This is a genomic window from Tenuibacillus multivorans, assembly GCF_900103915.1.
Classification (GTDB): Bacteria; Bacillota; Bacilli; order Bacillales; family Alkalibacillaceae; genus Tenuibacillus; species Tenuibacillus multivorans.
In genome coordinates, this window is sequence record NZ_FNIG01000005.1 from 137,870 (window position 1) to 153,462 (window position 15,593).

The 15,593-nt window shown below is 39.3% G+C and carries 12 protein-coding genes; 10 read left to right on the forward strand and 2 right to left on the reverse strand.

Going from position 1 to position 15,593, the window contains the following annotated elements; genetic code table 11:
- Positions 1-4 precede the first annotated feature (4 nt).
- The 7 genes from BLP77_RS09380 to BLP77_RS09410 all read left to right on the forward strand — a co-directional run bounded on the left by BLP77_RS09380 (position 5) and on the right by BLP77_RS09410 (position 6,254).
- Positions 5-763: an SDR family NAD(P)-dependent oxidoreductase gene (locus BLP77_RS09380; protein ID WP_093856863.1), complete on the forward strand. Its 759-nt coding sequence runs from the start codon at positions 5-7 to the stop codon at positions 761-763.
- Positions 756-1,238, forward strand: coding sequence for a PPC domain-containing DNA-binding protein (locus BLP77_RS09385; RefSeq protein ID WP_093856864.1), 483 nt, complete (start codon positions 756-758; stop codon positions 1,236-1,238). The genes BLP77_RS09380 and BLP77_RS09385 overlap by 8 nt, the downstream gene beginning before the upstream one ends.
- 3 nt (positions 1,239-1,241) lie before the next feature.
- Positions 1,242-2,726 carry a class I adenylate-forming enzyme family protein gene (locus tag BLP77_RS09390; protein ID WP_093856865.1) on the forward strand — a complete coding sequence of 495 codons (1,485 nt, stop codon included), beginning with the start codon at positions 1,242-1,244 and terminating at the stop codon, positions 2,724-2,726.
- Positions 2,723-3,853 (forward strand): thiolase C-terminal domain-containing protein, encoded by a 1,131-nt coding sequence (locus tag BLP77_RS09395; protein ID WP_093856866.1) that lies wholly within the window; start codon positions 2,723-2,725, stop codon positions 3,851-3,853. The genes BLP77_RS09390 and BLP77_RS09395 overlap by 4 nt, the downstream gene beginning before the upstream one ends.
- Positions 3,854-3,856: 3 nt before the next feature.
- The gene (locus BLP77_RS09400; protein WP_093856867.1) at positions 3,857-4,159 is read left to right on the forward strand and encodes a Zn-ribbon domain-containing OB-fold protein; all 303 of its coding nucleotides are present in this window, start codon (positions 3,857-3,859) and stop codon (positions 4,157-4,159) included.
- A gap of 101 nt (positions 4,160-4,260) precedes the next feature.
- Positions 4,261-5,364, forward strand: a complete 1,104-nt coding sequence (locus BLP77_RS09405) for a M14 family zinc carboxypeptidase (protein WP_093856868.1) — start codon at positions 4,261-4,263, stop codon at positions 5,362-5,364.
- A 14-nt stretch (positions 5,365-5,378) separates the two neighbouring features.
- A complete protein-coding gene (locus BLP77_RS09410) occupies positions 5,379-6,254 on the forward strand; it encodes a DUF1028 domain-containing protein (protein WP_093856869.1) in 876 nt (291 codons plus the stop codon).
- A 78-nt stretch (positions 6,255-6,332) separates the two neighbouring features.
- On the opposite strand, the gene BLP77_RS09415 is transcribed toward BLP77_RS09410, so the two are convergent.
- On the reverse strand, positions 6,333-8,120 hold the full coding sequence (locus tag BLP77_RS09415) for an S-layer homology domain-containing protein (RefSeq protein WP_093856870.1): 1,788 nt from the start codon (positions 8,118-8,120) through the stop codon (positions 6,333-6,335).
- A gap of 560 nt (positions 8,121-8,680) precedes the next feature.
- On the opposite strand from BLP77_RS09415, the gene BLP77_RS09420 reads away from it, so the two are divergent.
- Positions 8,681-9,682 (forward strand): C40 family peptidase, encoded by a 1,002-nt coding sequence (locus tag BLP77_RS09420; protein ID WP_245686850.1) that lies wholly within the window; start codon positions 8,681-8,683, stop codon positions 9,680-9,682.
- 300 nt (positions 9,683-9,982) lie between these two features.
- Here the strand turns inward: BLP77_RS09420 and BLP77_RS09425 are convergent, their stop codons facing one another.
- Complete coding sequence (locus BLP77_RS09425) at positions 9,983-11,710, reverse strand: methyl-accepting chemotaxis protein (RefSeq protein ID WP_093856872.1); 1,728 nt, start codon at positions 11,708-11,710, stop codon at positions 9,983-9,985.
- Between the two features lie 262 nt (positions 11,711-11,972).
- On the opposite strand from BLP77_RS09425, the gene BLP77_RS09430 reads away from it, so the two are divergent.
- Positions 11,973-14,456 carry a phosphodiester glycosidase family protein gene (locus tag BLP77_RS09430; protein ID WP_093856873.1) on the forward strand — a complete coding sequence of 828 codons (2,484 nt, stop codon included), beginning with the start codon at positions 11,973-11,975 and terminating at the stop codon, positions 14,454-14,456.
- A gap of 444 nt (positions 14,457-14,900) precedes the next feature.
- A complete protein-coding gene (locus BLP77_RS09435; protein ID WP_093856874.1) occupies positions 14,901-15,542 on the forward strand; it encodes an S-layer homology domain-containing protein in 642 nt (213 codons plus the stop codon).
- Positions 15,543-15,593: the final 51 nt, after the last annotated feature.

Genomic DNA, 15,593 nt, shown 5'->3' on the forward strand with positions numbered 1-15,593 from the left:
TAGTATGAAAAATCATTCAGCCATTATTACAGGTGCTGCAGGTGGAATTGGAGGAGCTTCGGCGGTTAAATTAGCTGAAAAAGGCACCAATGTAACCTTAGTCGATTTAAATTCTTGTGAACAAACAATAGAAAAAATCAAAGAAGTTAACCCAAACGTTGATATCTTAGAAAAACAAGGTGATATTCGCGATGCTGATTTTGTTCAAGGAGTCGTCGATGACACAGTAAAAACATTTGGCACGGTTCACATTCTAGTGAATAATGCCGGAACTTGTGGTCGTGTTGATTTAGAGGAAATGACTGAGGATATTTGGAATCGGGATTTAGATACGAATTTGAAAGCAGCTTATTTGTTTATGCAAGCAGTCGTTTATCCGCACATGCTAGAGAATAATTATGGTCGAATTATCAATATTAGTTCAGTTTCTGGGATTAATGGAGGAGTTATTTCAAGTCATCAAGGGTCTAAAAAAGGTCGGTCGGGTCCCGCATATTCTGCCTCTAAAGGAGCTTTAATCGCCCTTACAAAATGGGTCGCCAAAGAATTAGGTGAATTTGATATTACGTGTAACACAGTCGCACCAGGTGCAACAGAAACCGGAATTACAGCAGGTTTAAGTTATAACTTTGACCAGCAAGTCATTAAGCGAATGGGGCAACCAGACGATATCGCAGAAGCTGTTACATATTTTGCTTCACCAGCTGCTGGATATACGACAGCTCAAACACTAAGAATTGATGGAGGTGTTGATATTGGCTAATTTCGATCACATTGAAAGTGTTAAAGGAGAAAGCGGTCAAGTCGTAATGGGGCGACTAACAAAGGATGTGGACTTATTTGAAGGCATGATTGAGGTTTGTAAAGAGCATGGCATACAAACAGCAACGTTTCAATGCATTGGTTCACTGAAACAAGTTGGTATGGTTCAAATTAATCAAAATGCTGAGGGAGACATAGGATATACCGACACGATTCATATTGAGAAACCAGTTGAAATTTTATCTGGAACAGGTTTTATCGGTTTAGATGTAAATGGAGAGCTTGATGTTCATTTCCATGGGCTCATCGTAGATCCAGACGGAAATATTACAGGTGGTCACTTTCTAAAAGGTGAAAATCCGACGGCTGTTACCATGGAGTACGTGTTAAAGCCTGCTAGTGGTATTCACCTACAGCGTGAAATTGATGATCATTGGAAATTACCTGTATTCAAATTCTCACAGGGGAGGTCATAATCAATGGAAACATTAAGTTTGCAAGCAAAAAAGGTGATGAAGGCATATCCTGACAAACCAGCTGTAAAATTTAGAGACATAACAATTACGTATTCAGAACTTTATGATCGTGCGATGGCAATGGCGAGTTTTTTTAAAAGCCAAGGTCTTAAAAAAGGCGATCGTTTTGCTGTTTTAATGTCTAATCGTCACGAGCATGTGGAGTTAGATTTAGCAGCAGCTTTTGGTGGTTTTGTTAAAGTGCCGCTAAACTACCGACTCCACCCAAAAGAGCATGAATATATGATTAATGATGCCCAATTATCTGTTGTCATCGGTGAAAAAGAATTAATCGAACCTATTAATCTACCATTCTCTTCATTATTTATAGGAAATGATTATGATGCAGTTATACAAGAGCATTTAGGGCATGTCGTCGACGAAGAAGTAGAGGAAGACGATTTGTTTGCGATTATGTACACATCCGGTACGACGGGAAACCCTAAAGGGGTCATGCTCAGCCATCGTAATATGTTAGCCGGGGCGCTTTCACTTAGTCAGATTTGTGAAGTGACTAACCGTGATGTCATCGGACATGTAGCACCATTAACGCATGGAAGTAATTTCTTATCTCATGTGTCATGGTTACACGGCAATACACAAGTCGTCTATAACAAATTTAGCCCAGAAGAGTTTATAGATGATATTGAAAAAGATCAAGTTTCAGTCATTTTCCTAGTACCAACGATGGTCAACTTAATGATCCAGCATCCAGATTTTGATCCAGAGAAACTGAAATCGATTAAATCGATTAACATGGCAGGATCTCCAATTGCGGCTAGTAAACTACAGCTAGCATTAGAAAAATTAGGTACTAAATTTGTAGAAACTTATGGTCAGGTTGAGGCACCAATGTGTATCACGGTAATGCCGCGAGATGAAATCGGAAATCGGTTAGAATCAGCAGGTCGTACCGGCCCATTTGTAGATATGGAAATTATTGACTCAGATGGAAATGAATTACCTAGTGGTGAAGTGGGTGAAATTGTTTGTAAAGGTTCGCTGGTCATGCAAGGCTATTGGAATAATGAAGAAGCAACGAATAAAACGCTTCAGGAAGGTTGGTTATATACTGGTGACTTAGGTTGGGTTGATGAGCAAGACTACTTACACATCGTCGATCGAATTAAAGACGTAATCATCTCTGGTGGGGTAAACATTTACCCACGTGAGGTAGAAGAAGTACTGAACAAACATGAAGGGATTAAAGAAACTTGCGTCATTGGAATACCAGATAATAAATGGGGTGAATCGGTCGTCGCGTACGTGGTTCCAAATGGGACTACTAAGATTGAAGAGGAAGAGTTAATTGCTTTGTGTAAGGAGCATTTAGCTAGCTTTAAAAAGCCAAAAGATATTCGAGTTGTTGATCAGTTACCCAAAAGTTCTTACGGAAAAATTTTAAAACGTGAATTACGTAAGAAACATCTTGAGGAGGTCACAAAATGAGCATCTACGTTCACGGTATAGGGATGACAAAGTTCGGAAAATTAGAAGACAAAACAATGAAAGACTTACTTCTTGAAGCCTCTATTGAAGCATTAAAAGATGCGGGTAACCCTGAAGTTGATGCCGTCTTTGTTGGTAATTTTATGGGTGGTTCTGTTTATAACCAAGAAATACTCGGTGCCATTGTTGCGAATGATCTTGGTTTAGGATATGTTCCAACCGCTAAAATTGAAGGGGCTTGTGCTTCAGGTGGAATTGCCTTTCGTCAGGCAATCTTAGGCATTTTAAGCGGAGAATACGATACCGTATTAGTTGCGGGAGTTGAGAAAATGAAACATGTCTCAACCATTGAAGTAACTGAAGCCATTAATGCCGCAATGGATAATGATTCAAATGAAAAACACGCCGGGTTAACATTCCCAGGTTTTTTTGGCGTATTAGCGAATCGTTATTTCCATGAAACAGGAGCAACAAAGAAGCATTTAGCTCAGGTAGCTTTGAAAAATCGTGAAAATGCGATTAATAATCCATTGGCACAATTTACGAAGCCTGCGACGATTGAAGAGATCATGGAAGCGCGAATGATTACTGAACCACTCGGGTTATTTGATTGTTCGCCAACAACTGATGGAGCAGCAGCAGTTGTTGTTTCTAAAAATAAATCAGATATTGAAATTAAAAGTAGCGCCCAAGCATCTGGTCCAACACAAATGCAAAATGCTGAAAACTTATTATCGATTCCAGCTGTCGGTGAGTCTGGTCGCTTAGCTTATGAAAAAGCAGGATTAGGGCCTGAAGATATTGATGTTGTAGAAATACATGATTGTTTTTCTATGACCGAGATTATCTCTTCTGAAGAGTTAGGGTTCTTTAACCGAGGCGAAGGTTATTTAGCAGTGGAGCAAGGACGGACTAAACCTGATGGCGATAAACCAATTAATACAAGTGGTGGACTTCTGTCGAAAGGACACCCAATTGGAGCAACTGGCGTCTCGCAAATTTATCAAATTACCCATCAGTTAAGAGGAACAGCCGTTAACCAAGTTGAGGGTGCTAAGATTGGTTTAGCCCAAAACTTAGGTGGAACAGGTTCTTACTCAACAGTCCATATTTTAGAGAGGGTGTAACTTATGCAAGCATACCAATGTAGACATTGTGGTTATGAAAGTTTAACAACTAAATATTATTGCCCAAAATGTCGTCATACCGAATTCTCAAAGGTAAACATAAACGAGACAGGTGATATTTATAGTTATACGACTATTCATATAGCACCACCAAAATTTGCTGAACATGCCCCTTATCATGTTGTTTTGGTTCAGATGACTGATAGGTTAAGAGTAACTGGATATATGAATCAGGATGTAAATATTGGAGATCGTGTTAGATTTAAAGAGTTTAGTGAAGGAGCATATGTTTTCGAGAAAGTATAATTTTATGTATTAATAAAAAAGTTAGGTTATTCATTCTATTTAACCTAACTTTTTTATTTTTCTGATATAATATATAAAAAGCTCATTTTGGGGGATTCGGTTTGAGAAATAACAACAGGTTGTGGGTCATCGTTGGAGGCGTTTTTATATCGATTATTATTCTATTAATATTTTTAAAGGGTGATAGGGTATTAGAGCATCAAACCTATCAATTTAATATGGAGCCTAAACCATCGTTTCATTCACCGTCATTAATTTTATCTGCGAGTGATGTCATTAATACCGATCCGATTGTAGATCCCAAAACAGAGTATACTTATACGCAGATGGTTGAGGATCTGCTAGCTCTAGAGAAGAATTATCCGGGTTTGGTGACGACTGAAGTCATTGGAGAATCAGTCGATGGACGGGAGATATACGCTGCTCGCTTAGGCTATGGGGAGACAGAGATATTCATTAGTGCTGCGACTCATGCGCGTGAGTGGATTACGACGAATCTAGTAATGAATCAACTAGATACATATAGTCAGGCTTTTGTTGAGAATGACATGATAGATGGTTATAACGTTCGTAAGTTGCTGCAAAACGTATCCATTTATTATGTGCCGATGGTGAATCCTGATGGGGTAACATTAGTACAAAAAGGTACTGATGCTCTAAGTAATACAGAGTTTTTACTTGAACTAAATGATGGTGATTCCGATTTTTCTCATTGGAAAGCGAATGCAAGAGGGGTCGATTTAAATCGCAATTATGATACTGGTTGGGAACATGCACATAGTGATACCGGAGAGCCTCATTCGTTAAACTTTAAAGGTTATGAGCCGATGAGTGAACCTGAGGTAAAAGCAATCGTTAATTTTACTAAGGAACACGATTTTCAGCTGGCTTTATCCTATCACTCATCTGGTGAGGTGTTGTATTGGGGTGATAACCTCCCTAGCGAAGTTGAAGATGAGGCCGTTCGGGGTGCTGAGGCAATCAGTGAGAAGACGGGGTATTCAATACATTCGGGTTCGAGTGGCGGTATGTTTTCTGATTGGTTTGCACGGGAATTTAATGCGCCGGGCTTAACACCAGAGGTTGCGCCTTACGCAGGGCCAGCCCCAGTTTCGTTAGAACATTATGATCGGATTTGGGAACAGAATGACTCAGTTGGGTTGTTAGCAGCTGAGTTAATCATTAATAGAGCTTTAGAAAAATAATGAGGAGGCTAATCATGTCAAAGACACCAGACAATTTGGTTGCGACGTTTTCAATTGTTGGGTTTGATCCCAAAACAGGTGAGTTGGGGGTAGCGACTCAGTCTAAGTTTTTAGGTGTGGGTGCGGTCGTGCCATGGGCAGAGGCAAATGTTGGAGCTGTTGCGACACAGTCCATGGCGAATACGGCTTTTGGTCCAGATGGTTTGAAGTTACTAAAGGAAGGGAAGTCCGCTCAGGAAGCCTTAGATGAGTTGGTTAAAGATGATCCGGATGCGTCGATGCGTCAAGTTGGAGTTGTTGATTTTAATGGAGCGTCCGCTACTTTTACGGGTGAGGATTGTTATGATTGGGCTGGTGGTCAAGCAGGTGAAAATTACGCAGCTCAAGGAAATATCCTCGTTGGAGAAGATACGGTCACAGCACTGGCTGAGACATTTGAATCTTCGGAAGGTGAACCACTTGCTGAGAGGTTAATTGCATGTTTAAATGCGGCTCAAAAGGCTGGGGGCGATAAGCGAGGGATGCAATCTGCTGCCTTATTTATTGTTAAAGAAAAAGGTGGGTATGGCGGTTATAATGATCGTTATCTTGATTTACGAGTGGATGATCATGAGTCGCCGATTGAAGAGCTAGATCGTATTTACCATCTGCATCGTTTGTATTTTAATCGTCCAAAAGCAAAAAATATTGTAGAAATAGATGAAGAAAGGAAGAAGGCTTTAGTTAACACGTTTGTTGAGCTTGGGTATTTAAGTGATCTTGAACCAGGTGATGAAGCATTTTATCAGGCTTTACGAAGTTTTATCCATACTGAGAATTTTGAGGAACGTGAACAAGAGCAGGGTAAAATTGACTTAGAGTTATATGACTATATAGTAGAAAAGCAATAGGTCTTGAATCCTCGGTGAGACGGGGATTCTTTTTTTAATACAAAACCCACCACCCTTGTTCGAGTGGTGGATTTAATGTTATTTCCATTCAGCCTTGTAAGTGGTTGTCTCAGGTGTTCGATCCTGAGGTGGTATAATCTGATAGAATTTATATTTGTCTGCATTGATGCTTTCTTTGTTTTTAATTTGCTCAACTAGTTCATCTTTTTCCATTGGGAACCCTTTTTCAATGACAAATTCGGCAAAGGCTTCTCTTTTTTTAGGGTCTCGTACGGTATCAACTTCTGTAAAATAAGCTTCGTCGTAATTTGAGTGTTCGTTCTTTCCAGTGTATCTTGCAAAAGAATCGCCGTCTGAGTCATACAGTCTATTACCTCTCATCTCAAATTCACTTAAAAACGTTTCACCAACTTCTAAGCTAAAGTTCTCGTTAATCGAACGAGCGAGGAAGACGGCAAATTGTTCGCGTGTGATCGTCTGACTTGGTCCGAATTCCGATTCCGTCACTCCAACTGTTATACCAGCATGATATAGGTTTGTAACAGCATCTGTATACCACTTGCCAGATGGTACGTCGGAAAATGGAAGACTTTGATATTTACCGGGAAATTGATAGATACGTTGTAGCGTACTCGCCATTTCCGCACGAGTTAATGTAATATTAGGCCTAAATGTATTGTTTTCATAGCCTGAAAAGTAGTTTTCCTCAACGGCAGCAGCGATGTTGTCATAATATAAATAGTCTTCATCGATATCTGTAAATCCAAGGTCTGGACGGTTAGTTGTTGATACATCGTTAGCGCGGTTAAGTAGTAATACGGCTTGCCAGCGTGTTAATTCCTGATTTAGACCAAATTTCCCGTTACCAATTCCACTTAAAATATCACGTTCCGCTAAATATTGAATCGCTTTTTCGGCATAATGTCCGGCTGGAACGTCACTAAATTTGAAAGTTAAATAGCTTGAAGCAGCATAACCTGTGGTGCCATCATTTAATTCAACTGGGTACCATACGAAATGGTTTTTCTTTGATGCTACATCGTCATATTCAAATGGGCCACTAATTGTTGCGACATCTCCTGCTTTTAATGTTCCAACTTGAGCACTATCTGTCGTTGGGTTTGTTCTTATGTTGATGCTAGTCGTTGCGGTTACCGGTTGACCTTCTTCAAATTTATGCTTCGTTTTGGTTAATGGTTGGTCGAATTGGTAGTCTGTTGTCACAAAGTCGATGTTTTCATCACTGTCTGGATCGTAGTCAAACTCATCAGGTGTAAAGGAGAGTGGTTCAAGTTCTACTAAACTATAATCCTCTACGATGTTTAAAATTTTCTCTTGATAAGCGTCTGTGTTTCGTTCACCTGTTTCTTGAACAATCGGGCTATTGATAGGTTTAGTACCGTTATAGGCCATGATGGCAAAATACCAATGTTCAAGAAAATCACGATGATTATCGTTGATGGTCGGTAAATCGGTGCGTTCGTACATGTCATCTAAAATTTCAACACCAGTTTTAATATTGTACAGGATATCCGTTTTTAAACGGTCCTCATCATAGTCTTCTTGATCGGTGATTTGCATAATACCGATCCCGTTATCTTCAGTTATAATAACATCACCATTCTCATCAAAATGGCGCCAATCTCCGCTTTCACCCTCAGCAATGGCTTTGACGATCTCAGGCGGGACGTCATAGTTTAGAGCCGTTTCAGTAAGTAAACAGTTCATAGTCTGAAGGTCGGGGTTTTCACCTTCTTCTTGTGTGTAGTTACACGTCTTGGCAACGTCTTCAGTAGATGCGAATGTTGTTGTTGGTAGTAAGAGGCATGCCATTGTGACGACTAAAATATGTATTAGGTTTTTCATGTAATCCTCACTCTCCCTTGATTATATTGTTCTATTAAAATTATAACATCTTTTTATAATTTTAATAGATTCCAATCGTTATCATTCCGTTTATACTTATTAAAACGGAAAAAAAGGAACTACCTTGCTCACCACAGCAGGGTAGTTCCAAGAAAGACTCCTTATGATAATTACAGCTCCTGCCTTGTTGCGACGGGAAACTGTGATAAAAGAGATGGAATGTTCCAGCATTCCGTCTCTTTTTTAGTCTTAATAAATTTTACTCAGTTTATACTTTCATTATGTGTATTTTTGTCTATTATCGCTTTTAGTAATAAAATAACTCTAGGCTATCATAATGTCAAACAATTATGATGGCATGAAAAGATTTAGGTAAACTTACTTGATCTTTTGGAACCTAATGAAACCATCTGTACTTGAAACGACATGTGTCATTAGACTATCGACCTATGAATCTATTTTTTAATGAAATTGTTACTTACTTGTAATAGTTTAGTCCCGCTTTTTATGGTAGACTACTAGAAAAGGATTTACTGAGGAGTGACGGTTTTTTGAGAAAAATGGCGCCTTTACTAATTGTTTTTCTAACGTTGTCAATGTTTGCTCAGTCGCTTACGGTTATGGCAACAACGAAGGATCAATTAGTGGAAACAGCTAAGACTTATATCGGAACACCTTATCATTATGGCGGAACAACTCCAAATGGTTTTGATTGTTCGGGATATATCAATTACGTGTTTGAGCAACTTGATGTGAACTTGCCACGTACGACGAGCGGCTTGTATCAAGAAGGCACATCGGTTTCAAAATCTGACCTTGAAGTTGGCGATATAGTATTTTTTAATACGTTTGGTTCTGGTGTATCGCATGCAGGGATTTACATCGGGGATGGTGAATTCATTCATGCTTCAACATCCCGAGGCGTGACGACAGATTCGCTTAATTCCGATTATTGGTCGCCGCGTTATCTCGGAGCTAAACGTGTGACGGAAACAGAGCCAGAAATTGAGCAAGCTTCTTTAGAAACGTCTCGTGAATTAGAGCCAGGCGAATATCGTGATGTTAAAGAAAATCACTGGGCTTATGATGAAGTTTTAAACTTGAGTCAAGATGATGTGATTCATGGAACTGGTGATGACGAGTTTGGTGTAAATGGTGATTTAACTCGCGCTGAAGTTGCTTCTTTGCTTGTTCGGGCGAATGACCTTTCTGCAGAGGGGAAAAATAGTTCGTTCATTGATGTAGAGGGACATTGGTCAGCTAAAGAAGTAGCGGCCGCTGAACAGGCAGGTTTTCTTGATCATTTGACAGGAGAGCGTTTTAAGCCAGAAGAGAAGGTGACGCGTGAAGAGGTTGCTGTCATGGTAGCGAACGCATTTGATTTAGAGGCAAACGGTCAGAACGGCTTTACCGATGTAACGCAAGTACACGATGCTTATGATGAGATTACGGCTTTAAAAGAACATGGGATCATAAATGGCTATGATGATGGAACATTCCGCCCAAATCATACGATTACACGAGCAGAATTCGCAATTGTGTTGTATAAATTAATGAATTAATAAGGAAAGACTCGCAAAGCTGCGAGTCTTTTTTTATGGGCAAAAAATAATGATTATTGGGTAATCATCGCTGCACATTGGGCAAAAACCCATGGTTAATGGGTAAACAGAGCAGCTCAATGGGCGAAAAACCGTGATCAATGGGTAAACAGAGCAGTTCAATGGGCGAAAAACCGTGATCAATGGGTAAACAGAGCAGCTCAATGGGCGAAAAAACATAATCATTGGGCATTATCAAGTCTTTCTTACTACTAGGAAGTAAAAATCTCGGTTGCCATAAAACAACCGAGATTTTATCATTTATAATTTAAATCGTTTAATTAAATCATTGAGCTCTTCCGCAGACTGTGCGAGTGATTCGGCACTGCCTGTAATTTCTTGCATGGATGCGCTTTGTTCTTCAACAGTTGATGCGCTTTCTTCAATACCGGCTGATGATTCTTCAGTAGAGCTTGCGATTTCACTGATTGATTCATTCATTAATTCACTGTTGTTGGAAACTTCTTTTAAATGACTTGAAATCGTTTGGATGCCTTGGGTCATTTCTGAGATTGATTGGTTAATGGCATCGAATTGGTCGCGACTGTCACGGATTTGTTCGTTCCCTTGTTCAACTTGTTTGTAGCCTTCTTCAAGTGATTGTGTTACGGCTTTGGTTTCATTTTGAACCCCTTGAATAATACCAGTAATTTCAGAAATAGACTTCTCGACTTGTTCAGCAAGCTTACGAACTTCGTCTGCTACAACGGCAAAGCCTTTACCTGATTCACCTGCACGCGCGGCCTCAATGGCAGCATTAAGTGCAAGAAGGTTTGTCTGTTCGGCAATGTCTTTAATGACGACTATGAGTTTAGAAATTTCTTCAGATTTTTGGTTAAGTCCATTAACTTGTTCTACAGTATTGGTTACGAGAGTTGTAATGGCACTCATTTGGTCTACCGACTGCCCGATTTTTGTGCGTCCATCGGTAGAAAGTTGATGGACTTTATCGGATTGACTGCTTAATTTAACGCCTTCATCATTAGATTCGATAATTTGTTGATCTAGTTGTTTAATCATTTTTGAAATTTCGTTAGCTGAACTAGCTTGTTGTTCTGAACTAGCTGAAAGTTCTTCCATTGTTGATGCGACCTGTTCAGCGCCTGTGCTAATTTCGTTAGATGATTGGGTGAGCTCTTCACTTTGACTGCTAACCGTTTCGGAAACAGTTTGTACACGTTGAACCATCTCACGTAAGTAGTTTTTCATTTCGTTAAAGGCTGTAGCAAGCTGTCCAATTTCGTCTTTGCCATTGTAGTTGATATCTTCAACAGCAAGGTCACCTTCAGCCATTCTTTCACTGGTCGTGATGACTTGTTTTAAGTTGCGTTGTACGATGCGATTAACAAAATATACAACAATGACGCCAAGAACAATCGATACGACTAGTGATGCAATGAGTGTCGTAATCGTGGTGATTAGGGCCGTGTTTGCTTCGTTAATGGATGCTTGTCTTTGTTCATTAATTAACGCGCGCAATTGTTCTAGTAAACTATCGATTTCAGCTCTAATCGAGTTGGTCTGTGCGCTTAGTTTTAGTGCCTCTACTTTTTGGTTCGATTCTATAGCGGTTACCATATCATTTAAGAAAATGTCATTGTATTCTTGATCCTTTTCAATGATTTGATTAAAAAGTTCCCTTTGTTCAGATGTTTGTAATTCTGGTTCAAGCTCGGTTTTTAATCTGTCAAATGAATCTCTTCGTTGTTCAAACTGTGGAATGTTACTTTCATCTTCTGTTAATAGAAATTGTGGAATCCTCACATCCTTGGAACGGAACTCGACGATGAGCTGTGTGACATCTATTGCATCATCGCCACTTTGTTCCATCGTTTTAATATCATTTGAAAGTGTTAGTAATAAGGTTGCTGAAATGATGGTTGAAATCAAAAATAAGACGATAACAATTCCTAATGCGCTTCCATACTTCCAGCCAATGTTCATGTTTTTTAAGTTTATTAGTTTGAGATTTTTGAGACGCTTTAGCAAGTAAAACCACTCCTAAAAGTTATGTATTTTTTAAATTGTCGGAATTTGTAGAGACAAAGTACATTTTAGTCCAATTTGATTAGAAAATCAAGATAGGAGGTAGGCAAAATTAACTAGAAGACAAGCATGGTATGAAAGCGTACTATCTTAAATTATTATTCCCCTACTTTTTTCTCATTATTTGTAATTTGTGACAAAATTCGATGATTAAATGATAGAATGATAGAGAAAACTATTTTTGTGTGAATGGGGGAGCAGCAAGATGCAGAGAAAGTCGGCTAGGGTGTTTAGAACACTAGTGGTTTTGGCTTTGTTGAGTCTAGCATTTCCGCAATATGGTTATGCAGACTCTGAGAACTTCGAGGTCACACCTGGTGTTGAGTATGAGGAGTATAAGGATTCAACCCAGGCGATTCAGGTGATGGAGGTCGATTTAACACAGCCTCATTTGGATCTTGGACTAGGGATGGATGAGAATTACCCGAACACTGAACCTATTTCGGAGATTGCGAAGGACATAAGTGAGGAAGGAAATAGAGTTGTCGGAGGGGTAAACGGTAGTTTCTTCTATATGGATTTTAAATATCCAACGTATTTAATGTCGATTGATGGAAACCTATTTAATTTAGGAACAGTTGCTGGTAGTAGCGGTTATATGCAAGATACGAAAGCGTTTGGTATGACAAATGATGGCCGTGGTTTAATCGGTGATATCAATTTAGATATTGAATTTACGGCAAACGACAGAACGTTTACAATGGATAAATTTAACCAGGATCGTGGACACCATGAAAAAGTATTGTACACGCCTTCTAATTATCATTACACGCCTGATACAAACGAATGGGGCGTTGAAATTTACGTACATAATGTAGACAAACCAATTGATTCAATGGAAATGTCACTTGGCGATACGATTACAGGTGAGGTTAAAGAAATTCGTCCATATAATTCGGGGTCACCGACCAATATTCCAAGTGATGGGTATGTGATTTCGGTTCATGGTGAATCTGATATTGCCGACGGACTCTCGGTTGGTGATGAAGTAGAATTAACCGTTGATGTTGAAAATGAATGGAAGGATACGGAATATATTATTGCTTCTGGACCGATGTTAGTTAATGATGGTCAGGTTGCGCGTGATATGATTCCTAGTAATTCTGTTGCTAGAACGAAGGCACCGCGTACGGCTGTTGGGATCAATGAAGATGGATCAAAGGTTTACCTGATTACGGTCGACGGGCGTCAAGTCGGTTATAGCGAGGGTATGAGTTTAATAGATTTTGCTAATTACCTTGAAGGATTGGGCATCGAACACGCGCTAAACCTTGATGGCGGTGGCTCTACAACGATGGTCGCTAGAGAATATGGCGATGTTTATCCATCCGTGATGAATAGTCCATCTGGTGGTTATGAGCGATCAGTTATTAACGGATTATTTGCGATTGTGAATCAGGAATCGGGTGTTCCAGAAAAAATTAATTTTGAAAGAGATGAAGAGGGTAAAGTAGTCGTTGGTGCAAGCTTTGATGTCGACGTCAATTATGTATTAGATGAATTTTATCATCCTCTTGAATACACACTTAACGATATCCAATTCTCAGTTGACGGGGATGTTGGTCGATTCACAGGCGATCAGTTTATCGCTGAGACTCCAGGCGTAGGGAAAATTCATGCCAGCATGGGGCCGGCTGATGCCTCGCTTCCAGTTGAAGTTATTCAAGCGCCAGATGAGGTGCGTATCGCTCCACAAGATTTAAGTATCGCCTTAAATCGAAGCCAGACATTTGAAGTAGATGCTAGAATGTCAGATGGATCACCGGTCATATGGGATCCTGAAATGGTGAATTGGTCTACTATTAATGAAATTGGAACGATTGATGAGAACGGTGAATTTACAGCTAGTTCGGACTCTGTAGCTGGACAGATTGTTGCATCCATTAACGGTAAAGATTATGAAACAAACGTTGCCATTGGTGGACCTGACAAAGTGGTTGAATCATTTGAAGACAATCTAAACTGGGTTTCATCTAGTATTGGAAATGCTCAGCTTGAAATCGAACAAGTATCAGAGAAAGCGGCTGTAGGTGGACAGGCATTAAGCTTGTCTTATCAGTTTGAAGACGATGCGACTAAAGTATCTGCCGTCTATGATGGGGATCAAATTTACGACAGACCTGAACATATTGGTATGTGGGTCCATGGTGATATAGATGACCATAACCTTGGCTTACAAATAACGGACAGCCATGGCACGAAACATCAACTTGACCTTATACCTGTTGAAGCGGATTGGGATGGTTGGCAATATGTTGCCGCATCGGTTCCAGAATCCATCCAATCACCATTTAAAATTGACCAGATTATGCTAGAAAAAGCTGATGGTCCTAGTGAAGGTCAATTATTCATAGATAAGATGGTTCTCTCATTTGATGAAAATAATCAGACACTTGAGGATCTAGAAAACTATGAAACGGTGAGTGCGACAAAAGAATGGAAAGTAACATTTGATAAATCAATCGATCCTGAATCGGTTAACGAGAACTCAATCTTTGTAGAAGATGTTCATGGTGACAAGCATGAGGTCACTTATGAATTGAATGAACAGCAAACGGTGATTACCGTTAGTCCAACTGAGGCGTATACATCGGATGAATTTTACCGATTAGTGATCAATGAAAACGTCCAAGGTGAGAATGGATTTAATAAATTAGGACAAACCGATCAATTATTTAAAGTTGAATAGAAAAGAAAAAGATCTACCTAGCGCAGGTAGATCTTTTTTTGCATTATGTATAAAGATAGATGATGGTAATTGTACTGATGACAGTTACTAAAGAAGTGATGGCTATTTTAAATATGTTTTTATTGCTCTTCGGCTTGATAGGTTTGAGTAACATTTCCTTTTCTTCATTCGTTACCAAAGGGCTAACGCTATCCTTCAATCGTATCACCTCAACTTCTCTCCCAAGACTATTTTCTTATTTATTAATGCTATCATATCAAAATATTCACGATTTGACAAAATTCTTCAAAATTTTATATTCTTAATTTCAATCATTCATTTCATTCTAGTTACTGATATTATTATAAAAAATGTTAAATATAAGCTATTGGTCATGTTCCATCTTGTCGAAATCTGATTTATAATAGAGTTAATAGATTAATTGATACATAAGGAGCGAGTATATTGAGGAAAAAGCATCTATGGATTGTTGGTTTAGTGTTAGCTATGGCTTTAGGTATCGGTAGCGTTGTTTTAGCAGATGCAAAGGATACGTTTACGGATGTTGATGAATCGACGTCACACTACACTCATATTAATGCATTGTATGAACAAGGAATCATTAGCGGTTTTCCGGATGGAACATTTAAACCGGATGATGGGTTACGCCGTGCAGACGTCGCTGTTATGGTTCATTTTGCTTTAGGTGAACCAGATGGTGATGTGAGTGCGATGACATTCACGGATGTTCCGTCATATGCCCAGGAAGCGGTTGCGGCTTTAAGCGAAGAAGGCGTTATTCACGGTTATTCTGAAAAGACATTTGGCTCAAATGATATTGCAACACGTGCTCAGGTGGCTAAATTTTTAGTGACAGCATTTGGCTTAGAAATGAATGTAGCAGATCAAGGTTATACTGATATTGAAGATGATGCAATGCTAAGCGATTATGTTAATGCATTAGGCGCATCTGGTATATCAGATGGTTATCCAAATGGAGAATTTGGCGTGAATGACAAGGTGAGACGTAAAGATTTCGCAGCATTTTTAGATCGTGCTATGAATTATGATGAAAGTCCAAACCCAGAAGTTATCGGTATTGAATAGAGGATATTAAAAACTCTCGCGATTGTGTCGCGAGAGTTTTTTTGCCTTTAG

What these genes read in the sequence shown, in the direction of transcription:
- BLP77_RS09380 (WP_093856863.1), top strand. Translation starts at nt 5, where the DNA reads ATGAAAAATCATTCAGCCATTATTACAGGTGCTGCAGGTGGAATTGGA.
- BLP77_RS09390 (WP_093856865.1), top strand. Translation starts at nt 1,242, where the DNA reads ATGGAAACATTAAGTTTGCAAGCAAAAAAGGTGATGAAGGCATATCCT.
- BLP77_RS09395 (WP_093856866.1), top strand. Translation starts at nt 2,723, where the DNA reads ATGAGCATCTACGTTCACGGTATAGGGATGACAAAGTTCGGAAAATTA.
- BLP77_RS09400 (WP_093856867.1), top strand. Translation starts at nt 3,857, where the DNA reads ATGCAAGCATACCAATGTAGACATTGTGGTTATGAAAGTTTAACAACT.
- BLP77_RS09410 (WP_093856869.1), top strand. Translation starts at nt 5,379, where the DNA reads ATGTCAAAGACACCAGACAATTTGGTTGCGACGTTTTCAATTGTTGGG.
- BLP77_RS09415 (WP_093856870.1), bottom strand. Translation starts at nt 8,120, where the DNA reads ATGAAAAACCTAATACATATTTTAGTCGTCACAATGGCATGCCTCTTA.
- BLP77_RS09420 (WP_245686850.1), top strand. Translation starts at nt 8,681, where the DNA reads ATGGCGCCTTTACTAATTGTTTTTCTAACGTTGTCAATGTTTGCTCAG.
- BLP77_RS09430 (WP_093856873.1), top strand. Translation starts at nt 11,973, where the DNA reads ATGCAGAGAAAGTCGGCTAGGGTGTTTAGAACACTAGTGGTTTTGGCT.